Origin of the sequence: Nostoc sp. UCD121, assembly GCF_014222285.1 — a bacterium.
GTDB lineage: Bacteria > Cyanobacteriota > Cyanobacteriia > Cyanobacteriales > Nostocaceae > Nostoc.
On sequence record NZ_JACKZS010000070.1, the window covers coordinates 19,614 to 34,192 of the forward strand.

The 14,579-nt window shown below is 41.8% G+C and carries 10 protein-coding genes and 1 pseudogene; 5 read left to right on the forward strand and 6 right to left on the reverse strand.

The annotated features are described in order from the left end of the window. Nucleotides 1-54: 54 nt before the first annotated feature. A complete protein-coding gene (locus GNF10_RS16535) occupies nucleotides 55-2,778 on the reverse strand; it encodes an ELWxxDGT repeat protein (RefSeq protein WP_185583154.1) in 2,724 nt (907 codons plus the stop codon). Nucleotides 2,779-3,822: 1,044 nt separating this feature from the next. Between GNF10_RS16535 and GNF10_RS16540 the strand changes: the two genes are divergently transcribed. Together GNF10_RS16540 and GNF10_RS16545 are read left to right on the forward strand one after the other, a co-directional pair. After that, complete coding sequence (locus tag GNF10_RS16540) at nucleotides 3,823-5,310, forward strand: cell wall metabolism sensor histidine kinase WalK (RefSeq protein WP_185581195.1); 1,488 nt, start codon at nucleotides 3,823-3,825, stop codon at nucleotides 5,308-5,310. Between the two features lie 276 nt (nucleotides 5,311-5,586). Next, a complete protein-coding gene (locus GNF10_RS16545; RefSeq protein WP_185581196.1) occupies nucleotides 5,587-6,321 on the forward strand; it encodes a hypothetical protein in 735 nt (244 codons plus the stop codon). Nucleotides 6,322-6,357: 36 nt separating this feature from the next. Here GNF10_RS16545 and GNF10_RS16550 read toward each other — a convergent pair whose 3' ends face one another. Together GNF10_RS16550 and GNF10_RS16555 are read right to left on the reverse strand one after the other, a co-directional pair. Further along, complete coding sequence (locus GNF10_RS16550) at nucleotides 6,358-7,431, reverse strand: tetratricopeptide repeat protein (protein ID WP_185581194.1); 1,074 nt, start codon at nucleotides 7,429-7,431, stop codon at nucleotides 6,358-6,360. A gap of 98 nt (nucleotides 7,432-7,529) precedes the next feature. Next, entirely contained in the window at nucleotides 7,530-8,159 is a 630-nt protein-coding gene (locus GNF10_RS16555; RefSeq protein WP_114081454.1) for a sigma-70 family RNA polymerase sigma factor, read from the reverse strand. A 197-nt stretch (nucleotides 8,160-8,356) separates the two neighbouring features. Here GNF10_RS16555 and GNF10_RS16560 point away from each other — a divergent pair, with 197 nt between their 5' ends. Further along, nucleotides 8,357-8,953, forward strand: a complete 597-nt coding sequence (locus GNF10_RS16560) for a glyoxalase-like domain protein (protein WP_114081453.1) — start codon at nucleotides 8,357-8,359, stop codon at nucleotides 8,951-8,953. Nucleotides 8,954-9,198: 245 nt separating this feature from the next. On the opposite strand, the gene lysS is transcribed toward GNF10_RS16560, so the two are convergent. Further along, nucleotides 9,199-10,884, reverse strand: a complete 1,686-nt coding sequence (gene lysS, locus GNF10_RS16565) for a lysine--tRNA ligase (protein WP_185581193.1) — start codon at nucleotides 10,882-10,884, stop codon at nucleotides 9,199-9,201. A gap of 102 nt (nucleotides 10,885-10,986) precedes the next feature. Between lysS and GNF10_RS16570 the strand changes: the two genes are divergently transcribed. Next, a complete protein-coding gene (locus GNF10_RS16570) occupies nucleotides 10,987-11,544 on the forward strand; it encodes a Uma2 family endonuclease (RefSeq protein WP_185581192.1) in 558 nt (185 codons plus the stop codon). 113 nt (nucleotides 11,545-11,657) lie between these two features. Here the strand turns inward: GNF10_RS16570 and GNF10_RS16575 are convergent, their stop codons facing one another. Further along, nucleotides 11,658-12,083 carry a hypothetical protein gene (locus GNF10_RS16575; RefSeq protein WP_185580916.1) on the reverse strand — a complete coding sequence of 142 codons (426 nt, stop codon included), beginning with the start codon at nucleotides 12,081-12,083 and terminating at the stop codon, nucleotides 11,658-11,660. 626 nt (nucleotides 12,084-12,709) lie between these two features. After that, nucleotides 12,710-13,672 (reverse strand): M48 family metallopeptidase, encoded by a 963-nt coding sequence (locus GNF10_RS16580; RefSeq protein WP_185580915.1) that lies wholly within the window; start codon nucleotides 13,670-13,672, stop codon nucleotides 12,710-12,712. A 153-nt stretch (nucleotides 13,673-13,825) separates the two neighbouring features. Here GNF10_RS16580 and GNF10_RS16585 point away from each other — a divergent pair. Then, nucleotides 13,826-14,579: pseudogene (locus tag GNF10_RS16585) on the forward strand (ATP-dependent DNA helicase); the annotation flags it as partial.

Below are 14,579 nucleotides of genomic sequence, written 5' to 3' on the forward strand. Positions count from 1 at the left end.
ATCAACTAATGTCTTGGTCATCTTATAGACTTTGTTAAAAACATCACCTCCTTTCTAAATCACGTACAATTCTGTGCCATCAGTCCCGTTAGCGGCAGAGAAGAACAGCCTTGTACCAACGACAGTCAGCTTGGCAGTGTTAGCATCACCCGTTCCAGGATTTATATTGCTAACTCTGCGCGTACCTAAAGCTGTGCCGTCACTGCTCCATAACTCTGTGCCATTTGTCGGTTCATAAGCTGTGAAGTACAGCGTTCCGCCGAAATTCACGAGACTACTTGGAATACTGTTGTTGGGGTCAGCACCAGGATTAATATCCCTCACGAGGACGGTGCCGGCATCTGTGCCATCACTCTTCCACAGTTCCAGCCCGGTTGTGGGGTCTGGTGTAGTGAAGTAGAGAGTGTTACCCACGGCGGTCAAATACAATGGGCCAAAACCCAGATTGGGGGCTTGTGTCAGGTTATTTTTGACTCTGACAGTGCCTAGCTCTGTACCATCACTTTTCCACAGTTCTTGTTGGAAGTCGCCATCACTATCGGTAACGAAAAATAAAGTATTACCTACGACAGTAAGGTTGATAGGGCCAAAAGCGTTTACAACTGTAGTAATGTCCCTGACTAGGCTAGTTACTCCAGCAGAGTGCTTCCATAATTCAGTTCCATTGCTGCCATCATTGGCAGTGAAATACAAAGTGCTACCAATGACAGCGAGATTGTTGGGAGATGAACCAGGTTGTCCTGGTCTGATATCAGTAACAATTTGAGTTCCATTTCCAGTACCGTCACTTGACCATAGTTCCTGGCCATTAGCCGAGTTAGAAGCAGAGAAGTAGAGCCTGTTATTAAAGGCAATAAGATTTGTGGGATTGGAATCTGCGATACCAGTGTAGATATCTTTGACTAATCGGACTGTTGTACCATCGTATACCCACAATTCTCTACCATTTGTACCGTTATTAGCAGTGAAGAACAGATTTGTGCCAACAACAGTAAGATTAGCTGGACTGGAACTACCAGCACCTACGATAATATCACTGAACCTATTGGCAGTAGTTCCGTTACTCAGCCATAGTTCATTACCGTTACTGTCATTAGCAGTAAAGAACAGATTCGTGCCGAAAACTGTGAGATTAGCTGCGTTAAAACCACCGGGATTATTGGTAATGCGAGTATTGGTAGTACCATTACTTTTCCATAGCTGATTGCCGTTGCCAGTGCCATCATCAGCAGTAAAGTACAAAGTGTTACCCAATGCTGTCAGATTGTCTGGGTTGGAACTACCAGAACCGATTCGAATTTCCAGTTGTTGTCCTTGGAAAGAGGGAGAGCCGGAAACAGCTAGGTTATAGAATGCGTTGGCATTATCAAAGCGATTAACCCAAATAAAATAATTACCCGCAGCCAGGCTAGTACTGATACTTTCATTGTTAGTTCCCGTTTCTTCAGATATGGCAATCTCAACACCACTACTATTGAGTAATCTCAAATCAGCATCGCCACTTAATCCTGTAAGACTAAACTGAACATTAGCATTCTTGGTGATATTGAAAAAGTAGTAGTCATCAGCGTCAATATCACCAACAAAATCGTTGAAGTTCTGAGAAGAACTGGTAATATTACCGATGTTGCGAGCCGATGCTCTGGTGTTGGGAGCTAAGTCTGTGGGAATATCTGTAGCAGAAACACTCAAGCTATAGTTAGTTGCTTCACCGCCAACAGGAAAAACCCTGATGTAATAGGTACCAGTATTCAAACTACGAACAATAGAGTCAACTTGTGTTCCGCTATTAGTAGAACTAATGATAATTCCGCCACTACTGTTGAGCAATTCAACATCTGCATTACCAGTAGCGGGTATCATCGTTAGGTTAATCAGCTTACTGGATGTAATGTTAAAGCGGTAGAAGTCATTATCGTCAACGTTATTAACATAATCAGAAAAATTAGAGGCCGTGGAACTCAGGGGATTAATAACACGAGCATTTGCTAAAGTGTTGCCAGCATTGTCTTGTGGGTTAAAGACAATACCCAGATTGTAATTGGTGAAAGTATTGGTATTGGCAGCAGGGATAACACGGATGTAGTAGTCACCAATTGCAAGGTTACGGGAAATAGATTCTGATGTAGTACCAGATTGGTTAGAATCGATAATCAAGCCGGTGCCACTACTATCGTAAAGTTCCACATTGGCATTACCTGTTAAACCATCCAGGGTGAGGTTAAAGCCTACAGCTTCGGTTAAGCTGAATTTGTAATAATCATTGCTATCCTGGATAGCACCCGTATTACTTACAAACTCTGTGATGCTGTAGGGGTTGCTAGTACTATTGAAATTACCAATGTTGAGGGCTGCACCTGGTGAGTTACCGGCTTGGTCTGGGTTAATAGGGTTAGCCGATAATGTGAGGTTATAGTTAGCAGTGGGAGTACCAGAAGTAGCGGAAACTCTGGCATAGTATGTGCCTGGATTGACATTAATGTTGATTGTTTCGCGCGTAGTTCCTGAATTAAAAGAACTTCCTATAATTGTGCCAGTGGCATTTTGCAGTATCAGGTCTGCGTTATTGCTTAACCCATCTAAAACTAGATTGAGGAGGCTAGCACTACTACCACCAACCTGAAGTAAGTAGAAATCAACTAAATCAGAACCACTTACAGAGTCACTGAAGGTGTCGCCCGTACTACGAAGAGAACCGTTAATATATGCTGATGAACTAGTGTTTAAAGCTGTATTTCTATTGCTTCCTGGATCTAGAAATCCTGAATAAGTTGCCATAATATTTTGTATTTTCTATAGAAATTCAACATGAAAGTGTTGGCTACAAATTTTTATAGCCGTGCAACATGAGTTTTTATTTGTTAATTTTTATTTTTGCCAAAGTCCTGGCTTGTGTGTGAAGATGCAACCCGCTCTGAAGTAAAATTTTGACTTTTATAACTAAGTGTTTGTGTGAGGTTTGCTTAGTAGATGTCAGAGTTGGAAATTGTGATTTTTAGCGAGTGTCGAGAAGCTTTGTTAGATGGGTAACAATTGATTTTGCATATATGGCAATAGCTAATTATCTAAACTTGAATATAGGAGTTTAGTTTACAAAATACTGCCTATTTTTCTAAGTCTTGTATTCGCATCAATTTAATTACTCAGGCTTGGAATTGTAGCTCAATAATTTTGTTACAAGTTTTGAAATGGACGCGTGAGGTAATTTGTGTGCTATTTATCTGTGTTATGTTTTCTTTGGGTTATTTCCTTCTAGATTCACTGCAACTAGAATTTAACTTCTCTCTAAAAACTCTAGCATCAGTGATTTCACTTAATATCTTTAATATTGGTATTTTATGATTCAAATAATCTTCTCATTATTTGGGTGTAGAAAGGTCGTACCCTCTTATCACACAATGCTTATAAGTTTTAGTGGTAAGCACAAGTAAGATTTGTTAAGTAAAATTTACTTCTTAAAAGTTAAAGTTCGGTAGTTTTAGCCTTTGTTTAATCTCACACAGAGGCGCAGAGAGGAGGGTTGACGATGATCTCAATTACACTATCCTAAAAATTCTGTGCTGAATCTACTAAGGAATTGCTACTGATTATGAAAAAAATTGATTAAGTAGCTCATGCCGATTCAAACCCAAATGGTCAGCAACGTCTCGCAATATAGTATTCAGTGTACCAACCTTGTTAGGACTTTAATCTTTATTTGTTCGCGTAGCGTATCGTAAAGCCTGCGGCATAGCTAGGCTTAGGGCGTAGCCTCTCGTAGAGAAGAGAGGGCTAAAGCCCTTACTACAAACCTTTCATTATTTACGCCTATCTAATTGCCAAATGTTCCAAGCTACTCGTCGCCGTCTCGCCCTTTGGTATACTGCCGTCACTGCTGTATTATTACTACTGTTTGCCAGTGGCGTTTATTTATACGTCCGCAGTACATTGATTGAGCGCATTGACGATACCCTTAACCATGTAGTGGAAATAGTGGAGCGTTGTCTCACAACAAGCCCCTGTGCATCTAAGCTCATATTTGAGCCAATTGATGCTGATGCAGATAAATTTCGCATTAATAATCTAGAAGCCAGTTTTCCTGAGAATGCCGACACCGTAGAAGATGACCACATCGACCTTGAATGGTTTAGTCCAACTGGTGAATTACTTTGGTCAACGCTATCCGAACCCCTAAATATTCCCATTCATGCCAACCGCACTGGTGAAACTGTGCGCGTAGTTAAGGGGGAGAAAGAAAAAGGCAAAGATGATAAACTCCTCACTCCTAACTCCCTACTCCCTACTCCCCACTCCCCATTGTTATTACGGCAAGTTACCCAACGGGTGGAAGTAGGGCGGCAAGTATTAGGATATCTGCGTGTTAGCCATCCCTGGTTTGAAGTCACTAAACCCAGTCGTGAGTTAATTTTTGATTTGGCGCTAGGTATTGGTTTAATGGTGGTTTCTGTAGGGGCAAGTGGCTGGTTTCTTTCGGGTAAAGCGATGGAACCTGTAGGTGAATCTTATCAACGCCTCAAACAATTCACTGCTGATGCTTCCCACGAACTTAGAAGTCCGATTACTTTAATTCAAACAAATGTGCAAGTTGCCCTTGCTGACTTGGATTTAGCAGAGACAGAAACGACTAATTCTTTGCAGTATCGGCAACAGTTAAAGGTGGTAGAACGCTTAACCCAGCGTTTGGGTAAATTAGTTAATGACTTACTGTTCTTAGCACGACAGGATAGTGGTATTAGCAAAGATATTTTTTCACCTTGTCCGCTAGATGCCTTGCTGATGGAAGTGGTTGAAGAACAACAATTGTTAGTCCCTGAAAAAAAAATCGCTCTTTCTCTAGACTTAGTTGATCCTCCTGCGTCTGAAACTAACCCTGAATTATTGGAAAATTGGTTTACCCTTGTGGGTAATTGGGATCAATTGGTACGGCTATTCACAAATTTAATTGCTAATGGCTTGCATTACACTCCAGCAGGTGGGCGGGTGAAAGTTGAATTAGCACGGGTAGAGGGAATAAATCGCGTTTCTGGACTACGTTATACCAGCGCCCAGTTGCAAGTTAAGGTGAGTGATACTGGAGTTGGAATTCCAGCAGAGGCACTACCACGCTTGTTTGACCGCTTTTATCGGGTAGATCCGGCACGAACTCATACAACTGGGAATACAGCTACAGCTAGCGCTACTGGTTCAGGATTGGGATTAGCGATCGCTCAAGCTATTGTCGAACATCATCAGGGTCATATTCAAGTTGAAAGCACCCAAGGCGTTGGCACAACGTTTACTGTGACTTTACCGATAACTCTTGAGTCTTAAATCGCAAATTCAACAATTGTTTCCTGTGACAGATGCAGATAAGTGAATTTATTTACTAATTTTTATGGCAACCATTGCAGATTTAGCCATTGATTTGAAACTTTAGAATGAGATATTTATGTCTGCTAATCTATTATTTCTAAACCTCTAGCTAGAGAACAAAGCTTGAGTATATTGTTAAAATCTAGGTGTTTAGATAACAGATTAGCCACTAATTAAATTTGCTGGTCGAAAATTTTTAAATAAAGAAAAATTCAATTTGATCAGGAGTCAATAATAAATATGAAGTCGCCAAATTTTCGTAAGTCTGCTGAGTTATTTGGTGCTATTTGTGGTGGATTAATGATTAGTCTGCCAGTAATTCCTCAAGCAATAGCACAACAATCAGTAGGACAAGAATCTACTCCGAAGATTAACCCCTGTCCGAGAATTTTCTACGAAGAACCACATAATAGTCGGGTTGTGGTACCACAAGGATGTCCTCCGAATGCACTAACTCAAAGACTAGCTGCTCAAGGGCTTCTTCCTAACTCTGCTAACCCATCACAAGAGCAAACAAGATTGGGTGTCGGCGGTGAATCTCCAGAAACAGGTGTCACACCACCACGCCCAGCCCCTGGAGATCAAACTCAACAGCCCTCACCAGGGGCAGTTTCGACCGATCAACCCCAACTACTACAACCACGGCAAACTCCCAGCACGACGATCGCACTGGCAAATGGTAAAGTTAATGTCAGGTTGGTAAATGACACTGCGGCTAATGTAACTTTCCAAGTGATTGGTGATACGGCACCGCGATCGCTACAAGGTAAGTCAGATGTAACGCTGCAAGCTCTAGATGCACCAGTAACAGTAACATTTGAACGAGAAGATGGTGGACAGTTGATAGTAACTCCACAAGCTTCTTCAGAGCCAGGAAGTTTGGAAGTTAGATTTAACGAAGCCACCAATGCAGCACAGGGTAGAAGTGCTATGAGAATTGAACGAAACGGTTCAGTATTCTTGAATTAATCAAATTAAGTACGAAAGTAGGGGCAATTTATGCCCCTATTTCCGCTGAAGCATTTTAGTTAGCTGATCCAGTAATTGCACTTCTTGTTTGCTGTCTTCCAATGTCCGCGCCAGTATAATCGCCCTTTCATAAAAATTACGGGCAGTGAGGTAATTACCTTGTTGCTTATATAACTGAGCGTAAGACTCAAAAGATTTTAATTCTTCTCGCAAATTTTGCAATTCTTTAGCGAGTGCTAAACGTTGCTCTAGTAAATCAAAGGCTCTCTCGTAGCGTCCAATAGCAGAGTGAGCTTTCACTAAACCGTCAATTGCTCGTAATTCATTGGTGCGATCGCGGTTAGTTTTAGCTGTCCGCATCGCTTCACCATAGGTAGCAATGGTATCTTGATAATTTCCCGATGCTCGGTAGGCATCACCTAAGTTATTCAGGGTATTTGCTTCACCAATGGCATCGCCAGTTTGACGGCGGAAAATTAAGGCATTTTCATACAATTTAATCGCTTTGTTGTAATCTCCCAACCTAGCAGTTACCAAACCCAAATTGCTCAAAGACAGCCCTTCCCCTTCAATGTTTTTGACACCGTGAGCAATTGCGAGTGCATCTTCAACTGTTTTACCAGCAGCAGAAACTTCTCCTTGTTGCAGGAGAAATGTACCGATATTATTTAGCACAAAAATCTGAGATTGGAAGTCTTTCGTATCACGAGCGATCGCTAATCCTCGTCGTAAAGCGTCTTCCGCCTCTTTTGCACTATCAATCTGGATGTAAGCCTTTGCAAGCAAATTGTAAGTTAGACCTTGTGCTTTTAGGTCGCCAATTGAGTGATATAGTTCTAGTGCCTGCAAGCAAGATGCAATTGTTTTATCAGCATATCCTGAAGTGTATTGTTGTTCACCGATACGTAGTAAGCTATCTGCTTCATTTCTTGATTGTCGCCCAACAGAACTATTTAAAGGACGATGAAGTTGTTGCGTAATATCAACCGCACCAGCAGCGATGGGACTCAGCAAAAAAGTAAACAGTAAAAAGCTGTGTAAAAGCACTTGGGGACGAGAAATTACACCTACACAAACTAATTGCCTTGGAAATACAAGCCGTTGTTTCATAAAAATTACCCGTAAAGTTGCGGGTTTAAGTAGAAGGTCTAAGAAGAAGTTTTAAGTTTATAAATTGAAGACAAACAATATACGCGTTTACACTTAAGCTAAGATTGAGCTAAATCTTCCCCAAAGTATATGGCGCGGATATCTGTGGGTAATTTGTCCTCTAGCATACGATAGCCTTCCTGAAGAAAATTGGCTACTTCGTTGGGAGCGATCGCTTCTCCTTCGGCTTGCAGATAAGCAGCGATTCTCGTTTCACTCCAGTGGAAAGTTTGAGCCATTAACACGATTAATCGTAAAACAGGGGGTAATTGGTCTAATGCCTGTTGCACATAGCACCATAGCGGTGGTGAAGTCGCTTGCAGAGAATAATGAATTGCTTCTGTGGGTGGTAGCTTAATTTCGTTAATACAGAAAGCTGTCATATTAATTAACCAATTTTGCATGGTTAAGGCTGGCTCACCTGATTCAGGGCTGGTTAAATTTAGTCCACCGAGTTCGTAATAGATGTGTCGCCAGGTGAGGGCAAACAGATAATCTGCTTGCACTGGCGATCGCGCCGAATGCCGAATTAAGGTATACACTATGGGGCTATAGCGGCAAAAAATCACCGTAAAATACTTTCCAGCATCTGGATGGCGCTGAAACAAAGTCAGTAGTTCATGGTCACTGTGGTGAAATAGCGACTTTACCAGAGGATGATTAGCTTCAGGAAAATGAGGAATTTGCACAAGTCTTGGAGTTGATAGTTGTTAAAATAATTTTGGGAATTGCACTCCCGTAGTTAATCGCATAATATCTTGGTGTTGCCCAGTTTGTAGCCGAGACTCAGACAACTTGAGTTATTGATAAACTAGAAACAAGGACTTAATTTTAGTCTTAATCGCCAATTATAAAATCGACTCCCTTATAGAATCCTTATTTGTTCATGGTTATAGCAGTTAGTGCGATGTCGTTCCTCCTCAGTCCCCTTACTTTAGGCTCCTTTCTCCCTTCCTTGCCCTTGGATAGCCTGTTTTCTACCCAAGGCATTATGGTAATGCTGCTAGCAGCTTACGCTGGTGCGATGTGGATGTTCCTCACCAGCGCCCCAAAAGTACACACTGTAATGGTGTCAGATTTGGAGATTGCCCGACAGTTGTATGAAGGGCTGCTAGATTTGCCCGCAGCTGAGGTGCCCTTGCACTATTACTACAACTACGAACAAACTATAGGCGCAACTGGGATTGATCCGCTATACATGTCTACAGGGCCGAGTTTGTCAAGCAAAATGATGAATAATGCTACTGAAGGGCTGTGGTATCAATTGAAGAAAAACACCCAACTACACGTTATTACTGGTGCAAGTTTAGGTAGCAAAAATCAGCAACGCCACGTTTGTTTTGACCACGACTGCTTGGAAATGATTTTAATGCGAGTCGAAACGCGCGGCTTGAAATTCAAGATTCGTAACCAGAAGCCCCTGAATTTTTTGGTCAAGGATTATGAAGGGCGAGTGATTGAGGTGGCTGAGGTAGCGAATTAGTCATTAGATTTTAGATTATTTTAGATTATTTTAGATTGTGTGGTGCGTAGCTTCTCCTCGTAGGGATTGCACCACACAATATTTTTTTGGCTAGGCGTAAACAAATTAAAGGGCGCACAAATAAATGTGCGCCATTACGATGGGATGTTTTTTACTTAACACTGCGAGAAGGCTACCACTGTAACGGTACTTTGTACCCTGCGGGAACGCTTTACTAACAGTAGCGAGATATGGTACTTACTACCTCAACTCAACTGTTCAAATTTAAATTTCCCTTTAATGAACTTGTTAAAGTATTGACCTTTAGACGGTGTATTGTCTAAGTCTTCCTTGACACTAGGAGGTACTTTGAAATACTCGTAAACACTTCCACTATCAAATTCAATAGTCAGTGTTTGAGTTTTTGGATCATAGGTAAATTGCTTAATAACGCTGCCTTCAGGCTTGAGTAGCGGGAAGGCAATTACATCCCGAATACTAGCAGAATCAGTTAGTAACATAACTAACCGATCAATCCCAATCCCTAAACCGCCTGTAGGCGGCATACCGTATTCAAGGGCTGTCAAAAAGTCTTCATCTACACCTTGGGCTTCTAAGTCGCCAGCAGCTTTCCTTTCAGCTTGGGCTTCTAGGCGTTCTCTTTGATCGATGGGATCGGTAAGTTCTGAGAAGCTGTTTCCGGTTTCTCGCCCGACGATAAATAACTCAAATCTTTCCACCAAACCAGGTTGAGAACGGTGGGGTTTTGCTAAGGGCGAAATTTCTACAGGGTAATCAATTACAAAGGTAGGTTGAATTAAATTAGCTTCTACTTTCTCTTCAAAAGCTAAATTTAGTAATTTACCAATTGATTTGGCTTCATCTATACCAGGAATAGCAGCATTTTTACTTGCTGTTTTCGCTTCTTCCAATGTTTGGAAAGAATTGAAATCCAAGCCAGTAAATTCTTTAACTAAATCGTGCATTGTCACTCGCCGCCAAGGTGGTGTTAAATCTATAGGTTCCCCTTGGTAGGTGATTTGCAGCGTACCGAGTACGTCTTGGGCGACAGTGGTAATAAGCCCTTCAGTCAGCGCCATCATATCGTTGTAATCGGCGTAGGCTTGGTAAAGTTCAATCGTCGTAAATTCGGGATTATGGCGAGTCGAAATTCCCTCATTACGGAAAACCCTCCCCAATTCAAACACCTTTTCAAAACCACCTACAATCAACCGCTTGAGATGGAGTTCTGTGGCAATTCGCAGATACAACTCCATTTCTAAGGTGTTGTGGTAGGTGATAAATGGACGCGCATCTGCACCCCCAGTCTCACTTTGCAAAACTGGCGTTTCAATTTCCAGAAAATCCCGTTCTTCTAAATAGCGGCGAATACCGGCAGTAATTTGGGCGCGACGGCGGAAAGTTTGCCGCACTTCTGGGTTAACAATCAAGTCAACGTAGCGCTGACGGTAGCGCTTGGCAACATCCGTTAATCCATGCCACTTGTCGGGCAGAGGCAACAGGGATTTAGTCAGGATAGTATATTGTTTAACGTAGACAGATAACTCGCCCTTTTCAGTCCGTTTAATAGTACCTTTAACTCCCAGGATGTCGCCTGCATCTGTGAGTTGTTTTAAGTGATTGAAGGCATCAGCATCAATATCTGCCATGCTTTCTTGGATGCGATTTTTATCCAAATAAAGCTGAATTGTGCCAGTTTCATCTTGCAAAGTGAAGAAAGCCAGTTTACCGAAAACGCGACGCGCCATAATGCGTCCTGCGATCGCAACTTCTAAATCAACTTCTTCACCACTGGCTAAATCGGCAAACTGTTCTTGCAACTGCGCTGCATGATGGCTAGATTCCCAACGATAGGCGTAGGGATTAGTCCCTAGCTGCTTGAGTTGTTCTACTTTCTCCAGCCTTGCGGCTCGGATATCTTCTTCCGACATGGTAACGAACTAAATAGGGCAAGATTAATTATAGATGCTGCAAAAGTTGAGAGTAAGAGATATTTGCACTTTGCAGATGATAATATCGCCAAACCAAATACAATGACACAAACTAGAGTGCGCTTGTGGAATGTAGATGAATATCACCGGATGCTTGAGACAGGTATTATCACAGCCGATGAACGGGTAGAACTGATTGATGGGCAAGTTATCCCCATGAGTGCGAAAAATCCTCCACATGCAGCAACAACGCTGTGTGCGTCTGATTATCTCAAGCGGCTGCTAGCAGAAGTTGCCTTAGTTCGGGTGCAAGATCCGATTCAATTAAGCCAATACTCGGAACCTGAACCAGATATTGCGGTTGTCCGTATTGATGCGCGAAAGTACATTAATCATCATCCTGCACCCAATGAAATCTTTTTATTGATTGAGGTAGCAGATACAACGCTAGACACGGATCGCAAACAGAAAGCATCTTTATATGCTAGTGCAGGAATTGCTGACTACTGGATTTTAGATGTGAATCAGCGTCAGATTTATGTTTTCCGTGAACCAGGTTTGGAAGGCTACAATCTGAAATTTATTTTGCCGGAGGATGCAACTTTATTTTTGATGGCATTTCCAGAAATTGAAGTTCAGATTAGTCAACTGTTTCCATAAGTTAGATGACAGAAATTGAGTATAACAGTCTTTTAACTAAAAGACTGTTATAGAAAATATGATTTATATCTTCTATGACAATGATTCAATAATCCAATGCAAAAGTCAAACCTTTATTTATAGTCTACTGTTAGCGAATGCCTAGATGAAATAGCCTTCATTTTCAAGTTAGTAAATTGCATGATCGCCTTTACAAAATCTTTCTGTTCTGGTTGCAAATGCAGTTTTTCTAGGGCTTGATTGATATTATTACCAGCCCGGAGATTGTGATTAAGTTGGGCACGTTGCGATGTATTTAAGACTGACTCAATTTCTCTGTTTCTTCTCTGACGCACAGCCTGGAGTTCTTGGCGCTGTAAGGGGGTCAGGTTAATCTCCGACGAGGTGGAGTAGCTTGCAGTTTTGGTAATTTGGGCAGAAATAACACCAGAAGTAGTATGGAGTTGGACGGGTGCAGCTAAGGCAATTCCCGACATGGAAAGGACAAGAGCTAGAATAGCAGCGAACACAGAAAGCCGTTTTGTCAAGTGAATTGCCATATTCAGAAATGCCTACATCTAATTTAATGCTGAGATATAGTTAAGCAATCTTCAAGTCTTTAATTTTGAATCTTGAATTTATCTATCCCCAAGAGGATGGTAGTTCAGCTAGAAAATATTATCCGCTTTAAGGGAATCAAAAAAAACTAGAATGGCAAACTTAACTGAATTATTTTTGCTAAAATCCAGACTTAAATTCAAGTTTCTACAAAATCATCACTTAATTTCTCATTTCTGTGAATCTGTCAATCCCTAAGTCCTACAAGTTAGCCCTTTTAAGGTGACTGGTAAAATCTCTTTTTTTCTCTCTCTGCGCTCTTTGTGCCTCTGCGGTTTAAAAGTAATTTTTCTAACCACAGAGGCGCAGAGAACACAGAGTAAAGAGATTAAAGAGGAATGTTTTTACCTACCTTGAAAGGGCTAGTTCTACAAATACCTGGTGACTTTATTTTAGAACACCTATCATAAAATCTGGGTTTGATTGCATAATATCAATGATCTGTCAATGCGTAAGTTCTCAATTTAATTTCTGGAAATCCCTAAGACAAAGTATGTGCTAAAAGAGATATAAATAGTGCATTAGGCAAATCTAACCAACTATATATAACTTCATTTAGCACTCAAAACTACTCAGACCTTTTTATTCTGTCGATTTCCCGTTGTAATTCTTCTATTTGACGGCGTAAATTATCTGTTTCATTTGGGGAAGATTCTGCTGAAACATTTACTGAGCCTGAAGCAGGCGATCGCTGATAATTTCCTCGGCGAATTTGCTGATATTCTTCGGATACTGCCCACGCCCGTAAGTAATGCAGGCGTTCAACTGGGAAAGGATGACTCAACATCGTACCCTGAGCGCCGTTGTAAATCAAAAATTTATATATCTGATTCAGTCCATCTTCATCCAGTGCCTGATAATTTTCTGACTGCTTGATAAATTCTTGTAAACTACATTCATTGGCATATTTGTGACTACCGCCAGAGAGCTTCATCATGGTTGACATTACAGGATTCAAGTCATCCATTACCAGTAGTGCGGCGCGATCTGACGATAACTCGGCTTTGCGCCGCCACTCAAAAAAGGCGTAAATCAAGCCTTGTGTTACAAGATTACCGAGGCCAAAGGTTAATTCTCCCAAGGCAGAAGCAGCACTCATCGCCCACATCGCCATTTGAATTAAAATAGTATGACCACATTTAATATGCCCCAGTTCATGGGCTAGCACCGCCCGAATCTCAGCTTCGTCTAGTAAGTCTAGTATCCCTGTATTTATGACTATGTAAGGATTCTCTTGCCCCAGTGCATAGCTATTTACTTGGGGATCTTGCGAGACAAACAGCGCTGGTTCTGGGTAAATGTCCAAATCTCGGACGCATTCCCGAAACATCTGGTAAATAGTGGAATACTGACGCGGTCCGACTTGGATGCTGTTACCCATTAGATAGACTAATTGAGGGCGTTCGTAGATAAATTCCACAAATTTACGAGCGATTAAATCAAATCCCGGTAAATTTCGTAAAGCTTGCTCGGCTTGGCGATCTAGTGGATGCCTGAAGGCTTCGCTGGAAATTCCTGTGTAAGTTGGCATAATTTAGGGTATTGGGTGATTGATCATTTGTCATTGGTCATTGGTCATTGGTCATTAGTACATGACAACTGACAAAGGACAAATAACAAATGACAAGATAATAGAAATGGGGCAATTGGAAGTAAAAATCACTTTGTATGGAATTAAAAGCGTGTGATTGAGGCAGAAGTTCATTTGTCACTACATAACTTTTTGCGATCGCAAGCGGGGTTCCCTTCCTGGCCCCATCATTTGACGATGGCACGGTTGGTAGCACGCGCCTTGCGCCTGGGACGTAGTGCCCTAATTCAAGTAGGAGCGGTTTGTGGCTATCAAGGACGGTATCGCACCAGTTTTATAGCATCAGCCTTAATGTGGCATGGGCCTGTAATTATTGTTGCTCAAGAACCAGTGCAGCAACTTCTGCTGCGGATAGAAATTCCGCGTCTACAGCAGTGGCTACCAGCCAATAAATCAATTAGAACAGGTGACGCTTGGCCTGATGCTGAGTTCCAAGGGCTACTGTTAACCTCTCCAGAAGCTTGGTTAAGAGGACAATTTGCTGGTGGCTCTTGCTTTCCCGAAGGCATCCCTACAATTATTGATGGGGTAGACGATCTCGAAGATTGGGTGCGCGATCAACTTACCCAAGATATTCAACCCAATGATTGGGATGAACTCATGCTGGCTTGTCCAAATCAAGCTGAGGCAATTAGCGAAGCACGGGTACAACTGACAGACGAGCTTTTTAAGCATCCTGCTAATCCATATCACTGTTATCTAATTTCTCAACCAGAAATAGAGATTTTAAGCCGTCTTTATGCTGCTTTAGATCCAGCAAATCTCCCAGATACTTGGAAACATTTCTGGCAGCAATTACAAACCCTAGACGAAAATCTTTTCCCCCCTGCCTCCCCTGCCTCCCTTG